Here is a 21,906-nt window from a genome sequence, read left to right on the forward strand (position 1 = left end):
ATGCTGTATTTTTATTTACTTTTTAATTCATCTAAACAATCTTTGCATATGTTTTTTCCTTTATAATAATTTACATTTCTTGCATCGCCACAGAAGATGCAAGCAGGCTCGTATTTTTTAAGCATAATATGTTCACCATCTATAAAAATTTCTAGAGGATCTTTTTCTGCAATGTTCAAAGTTCTTCTTAGTTCTATTGGAATTACAATTCTCCCTAATTCATCTACTTTTCTTACTACACCTGTTGATTTCATTATTAACCCCTCCTTATTTTTTACTATATAAAAACGTAATTTAATAAATTATATTAAATATACAATTTAGTCTATGTGTAAAAATTTACAATAATTCAATATTATTATATATTACATCTATTGTTACTATACTACCATTATATTGAAAAGTCAACATAATTTAAATTAATTAAATTTTAAATACTCTGATGAGATGGTATAATGGTTATAATAGATTTATTGAAAGGAGTAGTTTATATGAAATTTTTTATAGACACAGCTAATGTAGAAGAAATAAAAAAAGTAGCTAAATGGGGAGTTTTAGATGGGGTCACAACTAATCCAACCTTAATAGCAAGAGAAGGCAGAGACCTTAAAGAAGTTATTGAAGAAATATGTTCAATTGTAGATGGACCTATAAGTGCAGAGGTTATTAGTTTAGAATCAGAAAAAATGGTAGAAGAAGCTAAAGAACTTATAAAAATACACAAAAATATAGTAATAAAAGTGCCTATGTGTGAAGAAGGATTAAAAGCAGTTAGTGAATTAACTAAATTAGGTATAAAAACTAATGTTACACTAATCTTTTCAGCGCAACAAGCATTATTGGCAGCAAAAGCCGGAGCCACATATGTTAGTCCTTTTTTAGGTAGAATAGATGACATAGGAAGTTTTGGTATCCAATTAGTAGAAGATATAGTTACTATATTCACTAACTTTGGTATAGAATCAGAGATACTCGTGTTTTGTTTTAAAAAAATAATATAGGAGGAATACCAATGAAAAAGCTATTTAGTATATTACAAAAGATAGGTAAATCTCTAATGCTTCCCGTGTCAGTATTGCCTGCAGCGGGAATACTTTTAAGATTAGGGCAGCCGGATCTTTTAAATATGCCATATTTAGCTACAGCAGGAGATGCCATATTTACAAATCTTCCAATGATTTTTGCAGTTGGTGTAGCTATTGGATTTTCAGGAGGAGAGGGAACGGCAGCTTTGGCAGCGGTAGTAGGTCAATTTATTCTACAAGGAATAATTAAAGTTGCTGGAGATAATTTTGCTCAAATTGCAGCAGAGCAAATAGCCAAAGCTCAGGGAATGGCATTTGACATATTTAAAAATTCAGCGGAGTATACTGAGATAGTAAGATTAAATCAAATAAATATGGGGGTATTCGGCGGTATTATAATAGGATTGACAGCAGCGATTTTATATAATAAATATCATAATATAAAACTACCACAAGCTTTGGGTTTTTTTGCAGGTAAGAGGTTTGTCCCTATAGTTACTTCTATTGCATCATTAATTATTGCAATTATAGGGGTTAAGGTTTGGCCGGAACTACAAAAGGGTATAGATGTGTTTGCACGTTGGGCTAGCACCTCTCCCTATGGTCCAGCTCTTTATGCATCTGGAAAAAGGCTACTTATACCTGTAGGACTTCATCATATGTACTATCCACCGTTCTTATACCAGTTTGGAGAATATGTAGTAGATGGGGTATCTTATTTAGGAGATTTTGCAAGATTTTATCATGGAGATCCTAGCGCAGGTATATTTATGGCATCAGAATATCCTAATATAATGTTTGGACTTCCAGGAGCAGCTCTGGCAATGGTTCTTACTGCTAAGAAAGAAAATAGAAAAGCAGTGGCAGGAATGATGGCATCAGCAGCATTAGTTGCTTTTGTTACCGGGATAACAGAACCAATTGAATTTTCGTTTATATTTGTTGCACCAATGTTATTTGTGTTTCATGTTTTAGCAGCTTTTATAGGAGGATTAGTAACAAAAATTTTAGATATAAGATTAGGATATACATTTTCAGCTTCTGCAATAGATTATATATTAGGTTTTAAATTTACTGGAAATGCTCTATTAATTTGGCCTGTAGGAATAGCATTTTTTATTTTATATTTTGTAGTTTTTTATTTTGTAATAAAGAAATTTAATATTAAAACACCTGGTAGAGAAGACAATAAAGCATCAAAAGAACAATTTATAATTAAGGATTTAAAAAGGGATGATAGAGCATTTAAAGTTTTAGAGGCTTTAGGTGGAAAAAATAATATAAAAGAATTAGATGCTTGTATGACAAGGCTTAGATTAAATTTAGTAGATACTTCAAAGGTGGATAAAAATACACTTAAAGCTTTAGGATCAGCTGGAGTAATGGAGGCCGGAAATAGTGTTCAAGTAATATTTGGAACAGATGCAGAAAGAATAAAGGATGATATTAAAAATGTTATTAATAATTCATATGAGCCTTTAGAAGAAAAAGAGAATTATAATGAAAAAGAAGATTTCAAAGATGACCTCAAAAAAAATAATATAAAAGAAGAAATTATTTTAACACCAATAGAAGGTGAAGTAGTAGAATTAGAAAAAGTTCCAGATGAGGTTTTTTCTAAAAAAATGCTGGGGGATGGTTTTGCTGTAGAAATAAAAGGAGATAAGGTCTATGCTCCAATAGAGGGAGAGATATCTGTTATATTCCCAACAAAACATGCTATTGCAATAACCACAAATAATGGTCTAGAAATATTAATTCACGTTGGTATAGATACTGTTGAACTTCAAGGTGAAGGTTTTATTTCTCATGTTAAACAAGGTGATACAGTTAAAAAAGGAGATCTTCTATTAACTGTAGATAAAGAGTTTATAAAAAATAAGGGAAAAAGCCTAATGACTCCTGTTATAGTAACTAATATGGAGAAAGTAGAATCAATAGAAATATTTAAGGGACAAAACACAAATAAAAAAGCTGCTAATGTAAAAATAAAATAGTATATAATATTATAATTTAAGGTTGCTATTCATTAAGCAAAATAGCAATCTTTTTGTATCATCCTATATTTTTATTCATATTATAGAATTAAAATAATATTTGGGATGTGCGTATATGAATATAGGGGACATAGTTGCAAGAAAATCTTATGGTAAAGATATAACTTTTAAAATAATAGATATACAGAAGAGTAAAAAAGGAAAACTATATAAACTAAAAGGCGTAAATCTAAGAATTATAGCAGACTCATTAGGAAATGATTTAGAACTAGTTAAAGAAGAGAATACTAAGTATGAAAAAGTATTTGACGAAAGAATAAATACTTCAATAAAAAATATTCTGATGAATAGAGGTGAAGAAATTAGTACCTCAAAATATACCAGATCCTCGGATAAGGAAATAAGGGTTACAAGGGGAAAAAAAAATAATGGATTAGCTTTTGGAAGGCCAGGTAAGATATTGCACGTGGACGGAGATGCAGAGTATTTAGATGTATGTATGAAAGTATATAAGCAGTTAGAACTAGATGTAGTTGGGGCTATTATAGCTGAAAAGGAACAACCTGAGAAAGTTTTGCAGATGGTAAAGGAAGTTAAGCCCGATATTGTTATAATAACAGGCCACGATGCAATATTAAAAAATACAACAAATTATATGGACTTAAATAACTATAGGAATTCTAAGTACTTTATAAGAACTGTAAATGAACTTAGAAATTATGAACCAGGATATGATAACTTAGTTATATTTGCTGGTGCATGTCAATCTTATTATGAGGCCATATTAGACGCAGGTGCTAATTTTGCTAGTGCACCTAATAGAGTGCTTATACATTGCTTGGACCCAGTGTTCCTATGTGAGAAAATAGCATATAGCAATATAGGAAAAGTTGTATCCATTCAAGAGGCATTAGAAAATACAATAACAGGAGCCAATGGAATAGGGGGACTTCAAACAAGAGGTAAATATAGAGAAGGGTTTCCAAAATCATTGTATTCTTAAAATGAAATTCCCAGAGGAAATATGCTTTGGGAATTTAACTTTTGAACCAAAGTATATATGAATAAGAAAAATTTGAATAAATAACCTTCCATTAGGTAATAATAAGTTAAGAAGAAGTAAAACGTAATAATCTGGTGTATACGTTTAAATATTTGTAAAAATTAAGTCATATATATATTGACAAATAAGTAATTTAGATATAAAATAAATAGTTTATTGACTTTTTACAATATATGATGTATAATGTATATAAGAGGAAAGAAGGTGTTTGTTTTGAGAAGAGTTAACGTTCTGGCAGACATCAGGAAAGACATAGAAGAGAATGTAGGAAAAACTGTTACTTTAAAAGCCAATGGAGGAAGAAGAAAAACCTTTGTAAGTACTGGAGTAATAGAAAAAACGTATCCCAGTATTTTTTTGGTTAGATTAGATGATGAGAATCAAAGGGCAGTAACTTATAGTTATTCAGACGTTCTAACAAAAACAGTACAGTTAGTATATGCCTGATAAACAGTACCATTGATGGTACTGTTTTTTTTATGCCTTATTTTATATAAAGTAAATTCAAAAAAATAAAAAGAAAGATGGTGGGGGCCATCTTTCAACTATGGTATAAAAGGGTATTGAGAATTTATGAGAGGTTATATGGTCAACAACCATAATATATAATAAAACAAAACATTACTTATGTCAACAATTTCAATGGCGAAAAAACCTTGTTTAGGCTTAAAGGTGTTGAAGAATGATGATTTATGTTGAAAATATGTATATTTATTATATGTAGATATATTATAAATAAATTTAAAGATTAATCATATTTTGCGGCATATAAATATATACATTATATAGTAGGTTTATGTTAGGAGGGAATTGAATTATGGCTATAGATGTTATTAAAGAAAGCATAGAATGTGAACAGCTTTTAGGGGAAAATTTTTCTGATAACATTATAAAATCAGAGTATGTTATACCAGACACTCACCCAGATGTTATAAAAGTATTAACAGTAGAAGTAAGACCAAAAGTTAATAGTAAAGAAGTAATGAAGGATAAAGTATACTTAGAAGGAGATTTAGAATACAATGTGATCTATCTTGCTAAAGAGGAAGAGACTATGAATGTATTTAATGTTGGCTATACAGGTCACTTTTCAAATTATGTAGAAGTCAAAGGTGCGGACTTCGATATGGATTGTGAATGTGAAGCTTATGTTGAACATATGGACTGTAATATAATAAATGAAAGAAAAATTGGAATAGAAGGCGTTGTAAAATTAAAGTCTGAAGTTTATAAAAAATATAATTTCGAAATAATAAAAGATATAGAGGAATCTGAAGATATACAAATGCTTAAGAATCCTATTGAAATAGATAAAATCGCAAGCAATATAGAAACAGATATAATAGGTAAAGGAGTTATAGAGATACCTAGTAGTCAGCCAGAAGTGGAAAGTATATTAAATTGGAACATAAATATAAAGGATAGAGAAATAAATGTATATGATGATAAAGCATCTATACGGGGTAAAGCAATGGTAAATTTAATATATAAGGGAAAAGATACAAGAGATATATTTGCTATGGAAGAAACTTTAGAATTTGATAAAGATATAGAAGTAGAAAGTGCGGCACCTTTTATGAAGAATTATTCTGATTTTTATGTAGAGGGGTTAGAAGTAGATATAAAAGACAATGATATAGGAGAGAAAAGAATTATTGATTTAGAAGCACTTATAAAAGTAAATACTAAGCTTATGTACAAAGAAGATATGAATATAATAGAAGATGCCTATTCACCTTCTATATTTATGGAGATGAAAAAAGAAAGTTATGAATTAAATGTAACTCATGGAGAAGGAAAAGAAGAAATAGTTGTTAAAGATGATATAGAAATAGAAAACAGTGAGTTAAGACCTAAACAAATACTTAGTTGTACTGGAAATACATGCATAACGGATAAGAGAATAGTAGAAGATAAAGTTATTATTGATGGAGTGCTTAATGTAAATGTTCTATATAAAACAGTCAATGAAGATAATTATATAGAATGTGTTTCAGAAGAAGTTCCTTTTAGTTGTACTGTAGATGTTCCTGGTGCCAAAATTCAGATGAGAAGCTTAGCAAAATGCATTTTAGATGGTATAGAGGCTAATATAGAAGCAGGAAATATAGCGATAAAAGCCATAGTAAATTGTTATGCAAAAGTTAACTATGTATCTAATAAAGAATTTTTAGTAGATATAGAAAGTATAGAAGAGGAACTACCTGAAAAAAAAGCTAGTGTTACAATATATGTAGTTCAAAATGGAGATACATTGTGGAAGATAGCTAAGAGATATCATACAACTGTTGAAAATATAGTAAATATAAATGAATTAGAAGATCCAGATATTATAAAACCAGGTGACAAATTAATAATACCAGGTAGAGCAATTATTTAATATAGTTAAGGAGTCTGTAGTTTAAAAAACTACAGACTTTTTGTTATTACCCATGTATAAATATGATAAATATGGTAAAAATAAAGGATATCTGTAAAAGAGGTGTTTTTTATGGAAGAAAAATTATATGGAAACTTAATAATAATAGGTGGTGCAGAAGATAAAAAAGGAGATAAATCTATATTAAAGGAAATAAGTAGCTATATAAATCATGAGGAAAGCCATCTGATTATAGCTACTGTAGCTTCAGAGATACCAGAAGAGTTAGGCATAGAATATAAGGAGATTTTTAAAGAATTGAATGTAAAAAAAGTATCAATACTTCAAGTAAAAGAAAGAGAGGATGCTTTTAAATTAGAAAATATAAATCTTATAAATAATGCATCAGCAGTATTTTTTACTGGTGGAGATCAATTAAGAATCACTAGTATGATAGGTGGAACTCCTTTGTATAAAGCAATACATAAAAGTTATAAAAATGGATGTATATATATAGGAACTTCAGCGGGAGCATCTGTAATGAGTGATACTATGATTGTAAGTGGTCCCAATGATGAATCACCGAGAAAATGCACTCTTAAAATGGCGCCAGGATTGGGACTTATTAAAGATGTAATAATTGATCAGCATTTTGCTCAGAGAGGTAGAATTGGTAGATTACTGGTAGCAATAGCCCAAAATCCTCAAATTATAGGTATAGGAATAGATGAAGACACAGCAATTATAGTAAATGACAAAGCAAGCTTTAGAGTAATAGGTTCAGGAGCAGTATATATACTAGATGGAAGCGAAATAACTAAAAGCAATGTATCAGAACAGAAGTCAGAAGAGATTTTATCTATATTTAACATAAGAATGCATGTATTAAAAAAAGACGATAAATTTGATTTGAGTAGGAGGATACTTTAAACAATGAAAGCTTTAAATTATAAACATTTTTCAGGTAGGAATATATATTCCCATAGACCTTGTATAAAAATGGAGGTAGATTTAGAAGGATTTAGAGATATATCAAGTAAAGATATAAATGGGTTTAATAATAAACTACTAGAAATTCTACCAGGATTAAAAAAGCATAGGTGTGGTATAGATGAAGATGGTGGATTTGCAAAAAGATTGAAAGAGGGAACTTTTTTAGCACATATATGTGAACATACAATAATAGAATTGCAAAATTTATTGGGAATAGAAGTTAGCTATGGAAAAGCTAGAGAGATAAAAGGAGATCATTATTATATAGTGTATGAATGTAAATATAAAAATACAGCTATAGAGGCGGGTAATATAGCTATAAAGATAATAAATTCAATAATAACTAAAAATGAATTTAGCCTAGAATTAGCATTAAATAAACTTAATAATATATTTAATAAAGAAAAGCTAGGACCTAGTACATATTCTATTGTAAAGGCGGCACAAAAAAGGAATATACCTTTTATAAGAATAGGAGAAAAAAGTATATTACAATTGGGATATGGAAAAACTTCGAAAATTGTAGAAGCTACTATAGGAAGCGATACTAAGTGTATATCTGTAGATATAGCATGTGATAAATACTTAACTAAGGAAATTTTAAAAAATCAATGTATTCCTACTCCATTAGGAGGAATTATAAACAATCCTATGGATATGCTTATAAAAGCAGACAGAATAGGTTATCCTGTGGTTATAAAACCAAGGTATGGTAATCAAGGAAAAGGAGTATTTGCTAATTTAAATAATGAAGCAGATCTTTTAAAGGCATATAAAATATTATCTAAAGAATATGAAGATATAATTATAGAAAAGCATATACAAGGAAAAGATTACAGAATTTGTGTGGTGGATTATAAGGTTGTAGCGGTTTCAGAAAGGATACCTCCGCATATAACAGGAAATGGAAAAAGTACAATAGAAAGTCTTATACATGAATTGAATAGAGACTGTAAAAGAGGAGAGGGACACGAAAAACCTTTAACTAAAATTAAAATAGATTTAAAGCTTATTGATAGTATTGGTAAGATGGGATTTAATATAAACTCTGTACCTAAAAAAGGTGAAAGAGTGTTTTTAAGAGAAAATGCAAATCTATCTACTGGTGGAATTGCTATTGATTGTACAGACTTAATATGTAATAAAAACATTGAAATGCTTGAAAGAGCTTCTAAAGCTGTAGGTTTAGATATTTGTGGCATAGATGTTTGTTGTACTGATATATCTAAACCTATTGATGGTGCAATTATTGAGGTGAATGCAGCTCCAGGCATAAGAATGCACGAATACCCTTATAAAGGACAAAATAGATATGTAGGAGAAGCTATAGTTAATATGATATTTAAAGACATAAAGGATCAAGTTCCATTGATATCTGTAACTGGAACTAATGGGAAGACTACAACAACTAGGCTAATAGCTCATATTTTTGATTTAGCTGGCTATAAAACAGGGTTTACTAGTACAGGAGGCATATATATAGATGGAAATATAATCGATGAAGGGGACACCACAGGGTATAATAGTGCATTAACGCTACTTACTAATAAAGAGGTGGAAGCAATAGTTCTAGAAACAGCTAGGGGAGGTATTATAAAGAAAGGATTAGCTTATGATCTAGCTGATGTAGGAGTAATTACAAACATAACCACTGATCATTTAGGGTTAGATGGTATTGATACTTTGGAGGATTTAGCTTATGTAAAGTCTCTTATAGGAGAAGCAGTTAAAGATGAAGGATACGTAGTGTTAAATGCAGATGATGTAATGAGTATGAAAATAATAAATAGAATAAAAAGCAATGTTATATTGTTTTCTAAAGATAAAAATAATAAATTTATAAGAGAATACCTTAATAAAGGGTGCTTTGCTATATATGTTCACGAAGGTTATATGTATATAGAAAAAGATAATAAAATAATCCCATTAATAAATATAAACAATATAAAAATAGGATTACAAGGTAAATTAGATTATAATATTGAAAATGCTATGGCAGCATGCGCAGTGGGAATATCTATGGGTATCAATCCTATTTATATAAGAAAAGCTATGGAAAGTTTTAATTTAGATGAAAATTATATACCAGGAAGATTCAATATATACAGTTTTAAAGATAGAACAATAATATTAGATTATGGACATAATGCAGAAGGATATAATGCAGTTATTAAAGGTGCAAAAAAGCTAAAGCATAATAGATTAATTGGAGTAATAGGAGCACCAGGAGATAGAAATGATGAACATTTAATTAAATTAGGAGAAATAGGTGGTAAAAACTTTGATTACATATATATCAAAGAAGATAAGCACAATAGAACAAGAAAAAAAGGTGATGTAGCAAAGCTATTAAAAACAGGCATATTAAATACAGGATTTAATAAAGATAATATAAAGATTATTTTAAAGGAAGAGGATGCCTTAAAAGAAGCTATTAAATACAGTAAAAAAGGGGATTTAATAGTTACGTTTTTTGAAGAATTTAATCCACTATTAAATATAGTAAAAAAAGAGATGGAAAATGGAGGAGATAAACATAAATCTTCTAATGAAGCATTAGCATAAGCCGATACTTGAGATAGAGTTATAAAAAGTATTATACTTAATAAAGAAATAGTAAATACTTTTTTAGTAAATGTGGAGGTAAAGTATGAAAATAAAGGCTTATGCAAAAATCAATCTATCTCTAGATATAGTAGGAGTAAGAGAAGATGGATACCATCTTTTAGAAATGGTTATGCAAACTATTGATTTATACGATGTAGTACATTTGAATATTAAAGATAAAGATATAGAAATTAATAGTAATAACTGTAATATACCTTTAGATAACAGAAACTTAGCATATAAAGCAGCAAAGTTGTTTAAAGAGACTTTTAATATAAAAGAAGGGGTAGAAATATATATAGAAAAAAATATACCTATAGAAGCAGGGTTAGCAGGTGGAAGTAGTGATGCAGCAGCGGTATTGAGAGGATTAAGAGATATATTTATGCCTAATTTAAATAATAAAGAACTTGCAAAAATAGGAGTGAGAATAGGTGCAGATGTACCCTATTGTATTTATGGTGGTACTGCATTTTGTGAAGGAATAGGAGAAAAAATAACTAAATTAAATCCTTTTAAGGATCATTATTTGGTGTTAGTTAAACCTGACTTTGGCATATGTACTAAGGAGACTTATAGTAAGATAGACAAAAAAGAAATAATAAAACATCCAGATACAAAGGAAATTATAAAATCTATAGGTGAAAATAATTTGAAACTATTGTGTAAAAATATGGAAAATATTTTGGAGATAGTAACTTTAGAGGAAAGAAGCAACTTAAAAGATATCAAAAAAGAACTATTACAATATGGTTCTTTAGGAGCGCAAATGACAGGTAGCGGACCTACTATATTTGGATTTTTCCCATATAGGGATTCGGCAGAAAATTGTTATAGGAAAATGAAGAGTAAATATAATGAGGTATATATAAGTAAAACAATATAATTATATTTTTAAAGCTATGTATATAAAACATGGCTTTTTTATTGTATAAAATACCTGTTAGTTTCAAAAGATATATGAGAGTTTATATGCGTAAGGGGGAATTATATGGATATTATTAGGCTGTTTAATATATATTTTTTAATTTTATCTTTAATACAAGGATTTTTACTTCTAGTAATTGATTATAATAGTTTTAAAAAAAGAGGGATGCTAAAAACTTCAAGAAGGTGTAAAAGAATAGGAATTATAATGATTCTTTTGAGTATAGTTTTATACGCAGGAAATAAAATATTTTATAAATATTAAATAAAGGAGGTGTGGTCATGGGTATAAATATAAAAGATGAAATAAGTAAGGATCTAGAAGAAAATTTAAAATACTTAAAAGAAATTTTTAAAGATAATTCAGATATGATATTTAGAGAATTTTATATGGGGGAAGTTAAAAGTTTAATTGTATATATAGATGGAATGGCAGATAAAAATTTATTAAATGATTTTGTGTTGGAAAATTTAATGGATAGAGATAGGTCATTGAAAGAGGAAGACTTTAATAAAGAAACACTAAAAAATAAATTTCTAACAGTATCTGATTTAAATGAAATAGATAGTCTTAAAAAAGGTATAGACTCTATGCTATCTGGAGATACTCTTATGCTAGTAAATGGGTTAGATATTGCCTATGTATTATCCACAAGATTTTGGCCAACAAGGGGAGTGACTGAACCATCTGGAGAAACTGTATTAAGAGGTTCTAGGGATGGCTTTACAGAGACCATAAGGTTTAATACTGCATTGGTTAGAAGAAGAATAAAAGATACAGGATTTAAAATAGTTCCTAAACAACTGGGCACTAGATCAAAAACAGACATAGCAGTTATGTATATAGATGATATAGCTAATGAAGACATAGTAGATGAAGTTTTTAAAAGATTAGATAAAATAGACATTGATGCAGTTCTAGATAGTGGATATGTAGAACAATTAATAGAGGATAATGAATGGTCAATTTTTCCGCAAACACAAAGTACAGAAAGACCTGATGTAGTAGCGGCAAGTTTATACGAAGGAAGAGTGTCTATATTAGTGGACAATTCCCCTTTTGCTATTGTTGTTCCAGCTACATTACCTGCTTTATTTCAGTCGCCAGACGATTATTATCAAAGATGGATATATGGATCCATATTAAGATTAATACGAATGGTATCCATTTTTCTATCTGTATTATTACCTTCATTATATGTAGCTACAACATCTTTTCATCCATCTATAATTCCTACAAGACTTGCTTATTTTATAGCATCTTCTAGAGAGGGAGTGCCATTTCCAGCATTTATAGAAGCTATTATCATGGAGATAAGTTTAGCTTTGCTTATGGAATCTGTGGTAAGGCTACCAAAGGCTATAGGATCTACTATAGGTATAGTGGGAGGTCTTATAATAGGGCAAGCGGCAGTTAGTGCAGGTATAGTAAGTCCAATAATGATAATAATAGTTTCTTTAACTGCCATAACTAGCTTTACAACTCCTAACTATGAAATAAATTCTGCGTTTAGGATTGTAAGATTCGCTTTAATAATACTTGCATCTATTATGGGGTTATATGGAATAATGATAGGGCTTATAATTCTTTTAGTTCACATGATAAAGTTAAAGAGTTTTGGATTAGGATACTTACTACCTATAGTAAATTCGTCTAAGGGAGATTTTAAAGATTTATATATTAGGTTTCCAATAAAATATTTTAAAAGAAGACCTCGTTATCTAAAACCAAAAGATAAAATTAGACAGAAATAAGTGTTTCTAAAGGGGTGATAGAATTGAAAGATAAAAATATAATATCTTCCTATGGATTGTTCGTAACTTTGGTAGTAACAATAATAGGTGTAAATGTATTTTCTATTCCTAGGGATCTTGCTACTATAGTTGGAGTAGATGGATGGGTTTCTATAATAATTGGAGGAATAATAACATATGTAGCGGCCTACTTAATATATAAATGTATACAAAAAAGTGACTATAAGGATTGTTATGATATATTTCAAAATTCCTTTGGGAAAGTTTTAGGAAACATTGTAGCATTAAGTATTGTTGCATATGGTTTAATATTTATATCAGTAGCATTAAGGGCATTCACTGAAGAAATTAAATTGTATCTCTTAAAAGATACTCCTACAGAGTTTATATTTGTAGTAATGATATTATCTGGGGTATATTTGGTAAGAGCTGAATTAGAGCATTTAATACGGTTTAATGAAATTAGCTTTTGGATTATGTTTATCCCTATTGTTTTTGTTCTTTTAGTATCTGCTTATGGGGTGGATTTTACAAATTTATTGCCTGTTTTTAAAAACAAACCATTATCATATTTTAAAGGGTCTATAAATGTTTTTTATAGATTTGGTGGAATTGGTATATTGTTTCTTATTGTTCCAATTCTAAAGAAAAAAGACAAAACGCCAAAGGTTATGAAAAAGAGTCTACTATTTATTTCTGTGTTTTATATTGTAATTTTTATATTATCAATAGCTACATTTGGGGAAGAACAGTCTAAAATTCTATTATGGCCTACTATAACTATGATAAGCTCCATAGATATTCCTGGATCATTCATACAAAAATGGGAGGGTATAGTAATGGCTATCTGGATAATGTTTTATTATACAAGTTTTATAAACTATTATTATCTTTCCTCAGATGTATTAAAAAATATTTTAAAACTAGATGATATAAAATTATCTTCAGCGATTTTAGTTCCCTTTATTTATATTATAGGTCTATATCCTGAAAATGTAGCTCAGCTAGGTGCACAAACTCAAAAACTTATTCCTACTATGTTTATAATAAATATGATAATTATTCCCTTTCTCATAATAATTTTAAATAGTGTGAAGAGGGGAGGAAGGAAGAACGTTGAATAAGAAAGTTTTCATAGGATTTTTTATAATTATTATAAGTTTTTTTATTAGTGGATGCTGGGATAAGGTAGAAATAGATAAGAGAATATTTGTGTCTACTCTTGGTATAGATGCAGGAGAAGATATAGAAAGAAAAGAAGAAATTAAAGAAATTAAATCAAATGAACCTTTTACTGATAATTACATAAAAAAATTAAGAGTAGTATATGGATATCCAGATGTAAGCGAGTTAAAGCCTGAAAAGGGAGGAGAAGCAAAAGAAAAAAATATAACTATTGATTCTTATTCTATGGAAGATGCATATACTAAAGCCATAAGTAAAAGTAGTAGAGATATAAGTTTTGGTCATTTGAAGTTACTTATTTTAAGTAAAGATATTTTTCAATATCCAGATACTATAAAAGAGGTTGTAGACTATCTTCAACGAGAACCTGCTATTACTAGAGATATGCTTGTAGTAGCATGTGATGGAGAGGTTAAAAATTATATTGATTTTGAGCCTGACACGGAAAAAAATCTTCACAATTATATAGTGGGATTAATAGAAAACAGCGATAGAAATAGTAACATAATTCCTATCAGTTTTAACAGATTTATGCAGGAAATAAATGAAGAAGGAAATATTATACTACCTTTATTAACCATGAGTAAAAGTGAGAAAGGAGTAGAATTATCTAATTCATGTATTATAAAAGACTTTAAATTTGAAAACATACTATCTTCCTCACAAACAGCTGGCATTAAGATGCTAACAGGTAAATATAAAAGTGGAAATAAAGTTATTTATAAAGATGGTCATCCTATAGACTTACTTATAGAGAATACAGAAAAGAAAAATGTTTTAAAATCAAAGTCAGATGAAAAATTAAATATTGCTATAAATATAAGTTTAGAAGGACAAATAAGGGGATACTATTTAGGAAAGGAATTTATAGACAAAGACACTTTAAAAGAAATAGAAGAAAGTTTTAATGAGTCTATTAGGAAAGAGTTAGAAAGATTAATAGAATCAACGCAAAAAAAATATAATGCAGATTTAACAGACACGGGTAAATATTTAAAAAAATATCATCCTAGTACATGGAATAAAGTAAAGGATAATTGGGGTGAAATATATAAAGATGCAAATATAGAGGTTAATGTAAAGACATATATAAGAAGAATAGGGGCTATAAAATAAAAAGTGAAATGAATATAATTAAAATTAATGGTAATAATAACAAATAGTTCAATATAAGATGTGTAAGGGGGATTATAAATTGAAAAATAAACTATTTGCTATTATTACTATTTTTATATTTATATTTTTTATATCTTTGAATTTAGGACAACCTCAGAAATTTCCTAAAAAAAATAATAATTTGAATGAAAAATTAATAAGATTTCATGTACTAGCTAATAGCGACTTAGAAGAAGATCAAAAACTAAAAATGGAAGTTAAAAACTCAGTACTTGAATATATTTATCCTAAATTATCAAACAGTAACAATATAAATGAATCTAGAAGAATTTTAATGGAAAATACTAAAGGTATAGAAAATATAGCTAAAGATGTTATTTCTAAAAAAGGATATAATTACGATTTAAAATTAGAATTAACTCATGATAATTTTCCTATAAAAACATATGGAAATATAACTCTCCCACAAGGTAATTATGAAGCTTTTAGAATAATAATTGGAGAAGGTAAAGGCAAGAATTGGTGGTGTGTTATGTTTCCACCACTATGCTTTGTAGATGTAACTAAAGGAGAAGTTGCATATGAGGAAACTGAAAGAGTTATGAAAACTTACTTAGAAGAAAAAGAAGATATTATAGAAGATGATATAATAGATAATGATAAAATAGAGTTTAAATTTAAAATAGTTGAAGTTATAAAAGATATATTTAAATAAGAAAAATCCAGAAATTAATCTGGATTTTTTTCATTTAAATATATTTCTTCAATATTGATTTTGTAATCAGATATTAGTTTTAAAATAAGATTATAAATATTTTTACCTACATCAGGTTTTGAGAACTTTCTTTGATTTTCTTTTATATTAGATAATTTAGATTTGTCCTTTAATAAGTTTTCTATTATATCTTTAGTATTAGAACCATCACCTAAATCAACAGCTAAGTTGTTTGTCAAAAGAAATTCAGCATTTTTCTCCTCTTGACCTGGTATAGGAGAAAAAAGAGCAAGGGGAATGCTAGATACTAATGCTTCTGTTATAGTAAGTCCACCTGGTTTAGTAAGTAATAAGTCAGATGCCTGCATATATTTATTAACTTTATCTGTAAAACCTATTATATAAGAAGTGCTATCTTTGTCTAAAGAGTGCCTATAACTTAAAAGCTCATAGTATAGTTTTTTATTATTTCCCGCAATAACTATAATTTGAATATCTTCATTAATTTTTAATAAATTCTCATATACTTTAGTTATTTTACCTATTCCTAAACTTCCACCCATAACTAGTATAGTTGGTTTATCTGAATAGAAGTTTATTTCACTTAAAGTTTCTTCCCTACTATAATTTGTAAGAAAATCTCTAGATACTGGTATTCCAAAAGGATATATAGTATTTTTAGGTATACCTTTGGATACCATTTCAGATATCATGTACTTATTTGAAACTATGTAAGCGTCTATACAAGGATGAAGCCAAAAACTATGCGGAGCATAATCCGTAAGTATAGATATAATTGGTCTGTTTATTTTATGTTTTGATTTTAGTATAGACAACATTTCAGTGGGGAAAGGATGAGTAGCTATAAGTATGTCTGGATTAAAATCTTTTATCAGTGGTAACAATCTATAAGTCATTATTTCATTAAATTTTGCACTAATAATAGATAAACCATAATCAGATTCAGTATAATCGTATAGTTTTCCAAAAAGAGAAGGAGTTATTTTTATAGTTTTTAAATAGCTTCCGATTATAACTTTATCTATTATTGGGTTTATATATTTTAAAGTATCTATAACTTTAACGGTAGACTTTGAAGAATAAAGGTCAATATATTCTTTTAGTGATTCCGCTGCCTTGCTATGTCCACCACCAGCAGAAATAGAAAATATTAATACTTTCATTTATCATTAGTTCTCCTTTCTTAAGGTTAAGCTAATTATAATTGTAGGAAAACTCATCTAGTAAATATTGTACACAAAATTATTAAAAATTATAAGGGTTTATTTAGAAATAACAATAATTAATTAATATTATATCATATGACATTATTATTTAGGTTTAAATGAATAAATAATTAAATTTTTACAGATAATATTACAAGAAATTTTAATAGGAGGAATTAAAATGAAAAAGTCTAATAAAAGAGTTATTTATACTGCCATAGTAACTATAATAGTGGTTTTTTCATCTACTTTTGCCATTTTAATGACTTTAGAAAGAACAGACTATAGAAATTATCTCCAAGCTCAATATAGTAAAAATATGTATGAGCTTATGGACTCTGTTCAAAACATAAGAGTTAATTTAAGTAAGGCAGCTGTAGTGGGCTCAAGGGAACAGAATATAATCGTCTTTGATGAAATATTTAGGCATGCTACAAATGCCAATGATAGATTACATTCGTTGCCATTAAGTCAAGATACAATAGAAAATACCAGTAGATTTTTATCCCAAGTAGGGGACTTCTGTTATACTTTAGGAAAAACTACTTCAGAAGGTACACAATTACAAGATAAGGATTATAAAAACATAGAGGATTTAAAGAATAGATCCGTTAAATTAGAAGCTAATTTAAATCAAGTTAGCAATGACATAAACGAAGGGAAAGTAAGATGGGGAGAAATAAGAAAGAAGGTAGGAGGAGTTCTTGCACGAAACAAGGAAGATATATCTGAACAATTTAAAGGAATACAAAAGCAAGTAACCCAATATCCAGCATTAATTTATGATGGTCCCTTTTCAGATAATGTAGTAGAAATAGAGCCAAGAATAAATAAAGAAAAAGAAATTTCAAAAGAAGAAGCAGAAAAAAAGATAAGAACTGTAATAGGCGAAAATAAAGTGACAAAAATAGATCTAGTTAATAAAGAAAGTAATACAGGAATAAGTACATATTCTTTTGAGGTAGGAGTAAAAGGTAGAAATGATAAAAGTGATAGAATTGTTTGTGAGGTAAGTAAAAAAGGTGGTAAAATATTATACTTGTTAGATAATAGGTTAGTTGAAAGTAGCAAAATAAAAAGAGACACTGCTATGAAAAAAGGAGAAGAGTTTCTAAAAAGTATAGGATATAAAGAAATGGTACCAACTTATGCCATTGATTATGGCAACGTAGCCACTGTAAGCTATGTATACAAAAAAGATGATATAATGATATATCCAGATCAGATAAAATTAAAAATTGCATTAGATGATGGTAGTATAGTTGGTATTGAAAGTGCGAAATATCTTGTATCTCATACGAATAACAGAAATATTCCTAAAGCAAAAGTAAGTTTAGAAGAAGCAAGAAAAAAGGTTGGAAAGAGACTTAAAATAAAATCTAGTAGATTGGCTATAATACCCACAGAAACTAATAAAGAAAAACTATGTTATGAATTTACAGGAGACTATAATGGAGAAACCTTTATAGTATATGTAAATGCACATACTGGTTATGAAGAGAGAATAATACAAATAATAAATGCACCTAATGGTCAATTAACTATTTGATATATATACTTAAATTAATAGATTAAAAAGTAGTTGATTAAATTAATAAAAGATTTTAAACTATTATTTAAGTAGTAAAATTTAATTGTTGTGCTTTTAGCACAACAATTAAATTTGTATATATTAAAGGGAGAGATAATAATGAAGAAAATAAAAATAGCCATAGTTTTTGGTGGTCAATCCACAGAACATGAAGTTTCCAGAAATTCAGTCACATCAATATTGAAAAATATTAATAGAGATAAATACGAGATATGCCCTATAGGAATAACTAAAGAGGGTAAATGGTTTCAATATACTGGAGATATAAATAATATTAAAAATGGACAATGGGAAAAGGACAATAAAAATAAATTAGAGAATGGATATAATGTACTATTTAATAAAGAAGTAGAATTAGTATTCCCAGTATTGCATGGATTATATGGAGAAGACGGAACTATACAAGGATTATGTAAATTGGTAGGACTTCCTTGTGTGGGGCCTGGAGTTTTATCTTCTGCATTATGTATGGATAAAATATATACTAAATATGTATTAGAGAATTTTAAATTCAAACAAGCAAATTATGTAGTTGTAAATAAGTTTGAGTATGAGAAAAATAAAGAGGAAATAATAAAAGAAGTAGAAAAACTGCAATACGATGTATTTATAAAACCTGCTAATAGTGGTTCATCAGTTGGAATAACAAAAGCACATAATAAAGAAGAACTTTTAAAAGGTTTAGAAGAAGCTTTTATACATGATAAAAATGTATTAGTGGAAGAAGCTATAAATGCACGAGAGATAGAAGTAGCGGTATTAGGTAATGATGACCCAAAGGCTGCTGTACCTGGAGAAATAATACCAGCAAAAGAGTTTTATGATTATGAAGCAAAATATCAAAATGAAAATTCAGAATTGCTTATACCAGCAAATATAGATAATATAAAGCAAGAAGAAATTAAAGAATTAGCTATAAAAATTTATAAATTGTTGGGCTGTAGTGGATTAGCTAGAGTAGACTTTTTAATGGATAAAGAAAGTAATGAAGTGTATTTCAATGAAGTAAATACATTACCTGGTTTTACAAAAATAAGTATGTATCCAAAGCTATGGGAGGCATCTGGAAAGTCCTATTCAGCCTTAATAGACGAGCTAATAGAATTAGCTATAAATAATAAATAAAATTTTGAAAGGAGAAAAACATGACAAGAGCGTTAGCAATGATCTCAGGAGGATTAGATAGTATTCTAGCAGCTAAACTAATGAAGGATCAAGGAATAGATGTAATAGGTGTATGCTTTAAATCTCATTTTTTTAATGAAGAAAGCGCCATAAGGATGACAAAACAAATTGATATACCTTTGAAAATAGTAGATTTTTCAGAAAAACATTTAGAAATTGTTAAAAATCCTAAGTATGGATATGGTAAAAATATGAACCCTTGTATTGATTGTCATAGTCTAATGATGAATTATTCAGGAAAGTTATTAAAGGATTTAGAAGCGGATTTTATAATAACGGGAGAGGTATTAAATCAAAGACCAATGTCTCAAAACAAAAGTTCTTTAGAGATAGTAAAAAATCACTCAGGATATGCAGATAAAATATTAAGACCTTTATGTGCTAAAAATTTACCTCCTACTGAAATGGAATTAAAAGGAATAGTAGACAGAGAAAAGCTTTTGGATATATCCGGAAGAAGCAGAAAGCTTCAAATGGAATTAGCAGAAAAATGGGGAATAAAGGAATATCCTTCACCAGCAGGAGGGTGTAAACTTACGGAACCTAATTACTCTAACAGGTTAAGAGATCTACTTAAGTATAATAATGAACCAGAAGATAGAGAATTAGAAATGCTAAGGATAGGTAGACATTTTAGAATGACACCAAAAGCAAAAATAATATCTACTAGAACTAAAGTAGAAGGCGATGAGATAAAGAAATACCTAACTAAAGAAGATCTAGTGTTTATGGCTAAAGAATTTAGTGGTTCTATGATAATAATAATAGGAGAACCTTCCATAGAAGATATAGAACTTGCAGCTAGAATATCAGGTAGATATAGTAAAGGAAAAGATGAAGAAAAAATAAAAATAATATATGGAAATTATACTAAGCCTTATAATAATGAAATAGAAGTAGCTCCAGCTCAGGATGATTATATAAACAAATATATTATATAGGAATTGGGGGAATGAATTACATGAAAAAGAATGTAATTGTATCTGTTTCTAGTGTGCAATCTGAAAGTAAAGATGATAATGTAGAGATAGTAACACCGGGAAAATTTTATAAAAAGGAAAAAGATTATTATGTAGCTTATGATGAAACTAAGCTATCTGGAATGGAAGGTACTACTACAACCTTTAAAATAAGTTCCAAGGGAGATAAATTTTCTTTAATTAGGATAGGCACTACTAGTACAAAAATGGAATTTGAAAAATATAAAGAACAATTTGTACTTTATAATACGCCTTATGGAACATTAGAGTTAAAGTTGACTACTAAGAGTTTAGATATAAATGTAAATGAAGATGGTGGGGACATACTAATAGATTATACAATGTCAATAGGAGTAGACAAGCCGTTAGAGACAACTTTAAAAATAAATATAAAACCCCAATAAGACATAAAATAAAAATTTTGCAAAGCAAAACTTTTATTAATGAACAAGGAATAATGAATAATTATGGATATTTTTTCTCTATTGGCATTACGAAAAAATTTTTTAATCATATAAAGACTTAATGTTCAGCTTTGCTGAACGAACTAATTCATAGATTAACTATTTGTCTCATCTAATAATATTAAAGTTCTTCTGACGAAAGGAAGAAGAACCCCCTAAATTATTCATTATTCATTGTTAGCTATTCATTAAATAAAAAAACTGTGTCACAGTTTTTTTATTTTACACTTGTGTTTAAAATAACTTAATTATGATAATAATTTAAATAACATATTGCAACTTAACGATATATGTATATTTAGGAGGAAAAATATGAGTTATTTTAATAAACAAATACATTATGAAAAGATTATAGAGTTACTTTGTAACTATAAAAAAATTGATAGAAGTAAGTTAATAGAAATACTAAAAGACGAAGAGTGTAAGTATATTTTGTTTCTTTTATTAAATAAATATAATTGTATGGATAATGAAAATATATATACAGATTTTAAGATAAAAGATAGGAACAACATGTATGAAATTTTTAAAATAGCGGAAAAGAAACTTATGATAAATAAAAATATAAGAGAAATGTTTTTTGAAGCAGAAACAATCATGAAGAAGATTGAATAAAAAATAAACAGGCATTAGAAAATACAAATAGCATATGAATGATATTATATTAAATATTAGTTTTAAAATAAGAGGATTTTGAAACTATTTATAGAAAGATAGA

The 21,906-nt window shown here is 28.2% G+C and carries 19 protein-coding genes and 1 pseudogene; 18 read left to right on the forward strand and 2 right to left on the reverse strand.

All coding sequences use genetic code 11. The features are described 5' to 3' along the window. Positions 1–11: 11 nt before the first annotated feature. Positions 12–254: an AbrB/MazE/SpoVT family DNA-binding domain-containing protein gene (locus B5D21_RS10060; RefSeq protein WP_023437052.1), complete on the reverse strand. Its 243-nt coding sequence runs from the start codon at positions 252–254 to the stop codon at positions 12–14. A gap of 237 nt (positions 255–491) precedes the next feature. Between B5D21_RS10060 and fsa the strand changes: the two are divergent. From fsa to spoIIR, 13 genes and pseudogenes are all read left to right on the forward strand, one after another. Then, a pseudogene (gene fsa, locus B5D21_RS10065) lies at positions 492–974 on the forward strand (fructose-6-phosphate aldolase); the annotation flags it as partial. Between the two features lie 38 nt (positions 975–1,012). After that, positions 1,013–3,022: a glucose PTS transporter subunit IIA gene (locus B5D21_RS10070; protein WP_011098589.1), complete on the forward strand. Its 2,010-nt coding sequence runs from the start codon at positions 1,013–1,015 to the stop codon at positions 3,020–3,022. A gap of 115 nt (positions 3,023–3,137) precedes the next feature. Beyond that, on the forward strand, positions 3,138–4,025 hold the full coding sequence (gene yabG, locus B5D21_RS10075) for a sporulation peptidase YabG (RefSeq protein WP_035110931.1): 888 nt from the start codon (positions 3,138–3,140) through the stop codon (positions 4,023–4,025). 273 nt (positions 4,026–4,298) lie between these two features. Continuing rightward, complete coding sequence (locus B5D21_RS10080) at positions 4,299–4,532, forward strand: Veg family protein (RefSeq protein WP_035111179.1); 234 nt, start codon at positions 4,299–4,301, stop codon at positions 4,530–4,532. Between the two features lie 370 nt (positions 4,533–4,902). Continuing rightward, a complete protein-coding gene (locus B5D21_RS10085; protein ID WP_011098591.1) occupies positions 4,903–6,465 on the forward strand; it encodes a DUF3794 and LysM peptidoglycan-binding domain-containing protein in 1,563 nt (520 codons plus the stop codon). A 111-nt stretch (positions 6,466–6,576) separates the two neighbouring features. After that, positions 6,577–7,374: a cyanophycinase gene (locus B5D21_RS10090; RefSeq protein ID WP_035110935.1), complete on the forward strand. Its 798-nt coding sequence runs from the start codon at positions 6,577–6,579 to the stop codon at positions 7,372–7,374. A 3-nt stretch (positions 7,375–7,377) separates the two neighbouring features. Then, a complete protein-coding gene (cphA, locus tag B5D21_RS10095) occupies positions 7,378–10,002 on the forward strand; it encodes a cyanophycin synthetase (protein WP_011098593.1) in 2,625 nt (874 codons plus the stop codon). Positions 10,003–10,087: 85 nt separating this feature from the next. Continuing rightward, positions 10,088–10,930: a 4-(cytidine 5'-diphospho)-2-C-methyl-D-erythritol kinase gene (gene ispE / locus B5D21_RS10100; protein ID WP_011098594.1), complete on the forward strand. Its 843-nt coding sequence runs from the start codon at positions 10,088–10,090 to the stop codon at positions 10,928–10,930. 105 nt (positions 10,931–11,035) lie between these two features. Further along, the gene (locus B5D21_RS10105) at positions 11,036–11,236 is read left to right on the forward strand and encodes a CLC_0170 family protein (RefSeq protein WP_035110937.1); all 201 of its coding nucleotides are present in this window, start codon (positions 11,036–11,038) and stop codon (positions 11,234–11,236) included. A gap of 17 nt (positions 11,237–11,253) precedes the next feature. Then, positions 11,254–12,726, forward strand: coding sequence for a spore germination protein (locus tag B5D21_RS10110; protein WP_035110939.1), 1,473 nt, complete (start codon positions 11,254–11,256; stop codon positions 12,724–12,726). A 14-nt stretch (positions 12,727–12,740) separates the two neighbouring features. Then, positions 12,741–13,850 carry a GerAB/ArcD/ProY family transporter gene (locus B5D21_RS10115; protein ID WP_011098596.1) on the forward strand — a complete coding sequence of 370 codons (1,110 nt, stop codon included), beginning with the start codon at positions 12,741–12,743 and terminating at the stop codon, positions 13,848–13,850. Beyond that, entirely contained in the window at positions 13,843–15,027 is a 1,185-nt protein-coding gene (locus tag B5D21_RS10120; RefSeq protein ID WP_011098597.1) for a Ger(x)C family spore germination protein, read from the forward strand. The genes B5D21_RS10115 and B5D21_RS10120 overlap by 8 nt, the downstream gene beginning before the upstream one ends. A gap of 58 nt (positions 15,028–15,085) precedes the next feature. Then, the gene (spoIIR, locus tag B5D21_RS10125) at positions 15,086–15,742 is read left to right on the forward strand and encodes a stage II sporulation protein R (RefSeq protein ID WP_011098598.1); all 657 of its coding nucleotides are present in this window, start codon (positions 15,086–15,088) and stop codon (positions 15,740–15,742) included. Positions 15,743–15,756: 14 nt separating this feature from the next. Here spoIIR and B5D21_RS10130 read toward each other — a convergent pair whose 3' ends face one another. Continuing rightward, positions 15,757–16,926, reverse strand: a complete 1,170-nt coding sequence (locus tag B5D21_RS10130) for an MGDG synthase family glycosyltransferase (protein ID WP_011098599.1) — start codon at positions 16,924–16,926, stop codon at positions 15,757–15,759. A gap of 223 nt (positions 16,927–17,149) precedes the next feature. Between B5D21_RS10130 and ypeB the strand changes: the two genes are divergently transcribed. The 5 genes from ypeB to B5D21_RS10155 all read left to right on the forward strand — a co-directional run bounded on the left by ypeB (position 17,150) and on the right by B5D21_RS10155 (position 21,803). After that, a complete protein-coding gene (gene ypeB, locus B5D21_RS10135) occupies positions 17,150–18,517 on the forward strand; it encodes a germination protein YpeB (protein ID WP_011098600.1) in 1,368 nt (455 codons plus the stop codon). A 141-nt stretch (positions 18,518–18,658) separates the two neighbouring features. Continuing rightward, positions 18,659–19,684, forward strand: a complete 1,026-nt coding sequence (locus tag B5D21_RS10140) for a D-alanine--D-alanine ligase family protein (protein WP_035110942.1) — start codon at positions 18,659–18,661, stop codon at positions 19,682–19,684. A 20-nt stretch (positions 19,685–19,704) separates the two neighbouring features. After that, positions 19,705–20,685, forward strand: a complete 981-nt coding sequence (locus B5D21_RS10145; protein ID WP_011098602.1) for a DUF814 domain-containing protein — start codon at positions 19,705–19,707, stop codon at positions 20,683–20,685. Between the two features lie 20 nt (positions 20,686–20,705). Next, the gene (locus B5D21_RS10150; protein WP_035124491.1) at positions 20,706–21,128 is read left to right on the forward strand and encodes a YwiB family protein; all 423 of its coding nucleotides are present in this window, start codon (positions 20,706–20,708) and stop codon (positions 21,126–21,128) included. 372 nt (positions 21,129–21,500) lie between these two features. Then, positions 21,501–21,803, forward strand: coding sequence for a hypothetical protein (locus B5D21_RS10155; RefSeq protein WP_035110948.1), 303 nt, complete (start codon positions 21,501–21,503; stop codon positions 21,801–21,803). The last annotated feature ends 103 nt before the right edge of the window (positions 21,804–21,906 follow it).

Origin of the sequence: Clostridium tetani (genome assembly GCF_900167265.1) — a bacterium.
Lineage (GTDB): Bacteria > Bacillota > Clostridia > Clostridiales > Clostridiaceae > Clostridium_G > Clostridium_G tetani.

Excerpts from the sequence above, each read along its gene's own strand:
- B5D21_RS10060 (WP_023437052.1), bottom strand. The coding sequence starts at position 254 with ATGAAATCAACAGGTGTAGTAAGAAAAGTAGATGAATTAGGGAGAATT.
- B5D21_RS10145 (WP_011098602.1), top strand. The coding sequence starts at position 19,705 with ATGACAAGAGCGTTAGCAATGATCTCAGGAGGATTAGATAGTATTCTA.
- ispE (WP_011098594.1), top strand. The coding sequence starts at position 10,088 with ATGAAAATAAAGGCTTATGCAAAAATCAATCTATCTCTAGATATAGTA.
- B5D21_RS10140 (WP_035110942.1), top strand. The coding sequence starts at position 18,659 with ATGAAGAAAATAAAAATAGCCATAGTTTTTGGTGGTCAATCCACAGAA.
- B5D21_RS10150 (WP_035124491.1), top strand. The coding sequence starts at position 20,706 with ATGAAAAAGAATGTAATTGTATCTGTTTCTAGTGTGCAATCTGAAAGT.
- spoIIR (WP_011098598.1), top strand. The coding sequence starts at position 15,086 with ATGTGTAAGGGGGATTATAAATTGAAAAATAAACTATTTGCTATTATT.
- B5D21_RS10110 (WP_035110939.1), top strand. The coding sequence starts at position 11,254 with ATGGGTATAAATATAAAAGATGAAATAAGTAAGGATCTAGAAGAAAAT.
- B5D21_RS10155 (WP_035110948.1), top strand. The coding sequence starts at position 21,501 with ATGAGTTATTTTAATAAACAAATACATTATGAAAAGATTATAGAGTTA.
- B5D21_RS10105 (WP_035110937.1), top strand. The coding sequence starts at position 11,036 with ATGGATATTATTAGGCTGTTTAATATATATTTTTTAATTTTATCTTTA.
- B5D21_RS10130 (WP_011098599.1), bottom strand. The coding sequence starts at position 16,926 with ATGAAAGTATTAATATTTTCTATTTCTGCTGGTGGTGGACATAGCAAG.
- B5D21_RS10085 (WP_011098591.1), top strand. The coding sequence starts at position 4,903 with ATGGCTATAGATGTTATTAAAGAAAGCATAGAATGTGAACAGCTTTTA.
- ypeB (WP_011098600.1), top strand. The coding sequence starts at position 17,150 with ATGAAAAAGTCTAATAAAAGAGTTATTTATACTGCCATAGTAACTATA.
- B5D21_RS10090 (WP_035110935.1), top strand. The coding sequence starts at position 6,577 with ATGGAAGAAAAATTATATGGAAACTTAATAATAATAGGTGGTGCAGAA.
- cphA (WP_011098593.1), top strand. The coding sequence starts at position 7,378 with ATGAAAGCTTTAAATTATAAACATTTTTCAGGTAGGAATATATATTCC.
- yabG (WP_035110931.1), top strand. The coding sequence starts at position 3,138 with ATGAATATAGGGGACATAGTTGCAAGAAAATCTTATGGTAAAGATATA.
- B5D21_RS10070 (WP_011098589.1), top strand. The coding sequence starts at position 1,013 with ATGAAAAAGCTATTTAGTATATTACAAAAGATAGGTAAATCTCTAATG.